The sequence below is a fragment of the Aequorivita vitellina genome (genome assembly GCF_022008365.1).
Classification (GTDB): domain Bacteria; phylum Bacteroidota; class Bacteroidia; order Flavobacteriales; family Flavobacteriaceae; genus Aequorivita; species Aequorivita vitellina.
Genome location: NZ_JAIRBA010000097.1, coordinates 1 through 1,077, shown reverse-complemented (window position 1 = coordinate 1,077; position 1,077 = coordinate 1). Strand labels below are relative to the sequence as shown.

Sequence of the window (1,077 nt, the reverse complement as noted above, 5' to 3'; positions counted from 1 at the left end):
TTCAACACCACAACATAATCATTATGAAGTGATTAAAAAATAAAATATTATATTTGAAGAACTGGACTAGTGCTTTTCATAGGATACGGTGTTGTAGCACGTTTTTTCTTACTAAAATTAATTGAAATAGAAAAGTGAATTTTATAAAACCTTATAACAAGTTATCAACATTAATAGGTTTTTTTAAAAAGGGAATCCACTTCTTTACTCTTAATAAAAAAGAATACTTCTTTAATAAAAGTCAGAATTGTTATTATGTAGATAATTGCTTCGATAAAACAAATTTAATCAATTATTTCTTTTGAATGTCAGAAAGTTAAGAACAGTTATCAACATTAAACTCACAAACTTAATTCAGTTTTTATAACCATAATATTTACATTAATTAGATTTAATATCATCTTCGGTTCCAAATTTTCCGTCAGAGCCAGCAGAAGTGATTAAAAAACCTTGTCCATTTTCCGTAATCTTAAATTCATATTCTCGATTCCAAGCGTCTTTTTTCCAACCTTGTCTTAAAGGACTATTTCCGATTAATTCATTTAGTTCAGTTGGGTATTTTCCTAAATTTTTATTCCAATTTTCCATTCTGTCACTCATTTCCGATATCTCATTTTTCGTTTTTTTAGGAAATACAGATTTTCTTTGATAAGTAAAAAACAGAATAGCACTTAAACTTCCAATGACTAAAACAGAAATAAACATTAATGCACTTGGTTGCATAAAATATTTTTGAATCGGTCTTTTAATTCCGTCTTCTTTTTCCTTTTTAGTTATTCGTTTTTGATGTTTATAATCTTCACGAATTAATCCAAATTCAGCTAAAGTCGAAAGTATTAATTCTATCATTTAGTTCGTTTCTCAAATGTGCTACAACGTGTTTGTATATGGTTTGTTGCGTGTTTTAAGCACCTAATTTAGCAAATAAAAACCGAATAGAAAATCCGCGAGGATTTTCGTAAGTAGGCTAGAACTAGCAATAAATTATAGCATCGATGAAAAAGCAGTGGATCCAGTATCTTTAAAGTTCACCAAAACAATAAGATATGAAAACTGTACCCACTGCCCAACCAAAGT

The 1,077-nt window shown here is 28.4% G+C and carries 1 protein-coding gene; it reads right to left on the bottom strand.

Features of this window, described 5'->3' with window-relative positions; translation table 11 throughout:
- Positions 1 to 381 precede the first annotated feature (381 nt).
- A complete protein-coding gene (locus K8089_RS16115) occupies positions 382 to 849 on the bottom strand; it encodes a type II secretion system protein GspG (protein ID WP_237604313.1) in 468 nt (155 codons plus the stop codon).
- Positions 850 to 1,077: the final 228 nt, after the last annotated feature.

What these genes read in the sequence shown, in the direction of transcription:
- K8089_RS16115 (WP_237604313.1), bottom strand. Translation starts at nt 849, where the DNA reads ATGATAGAATTAATACTTTCGACTTTAGCTGAATTTGGATTAATTCGT.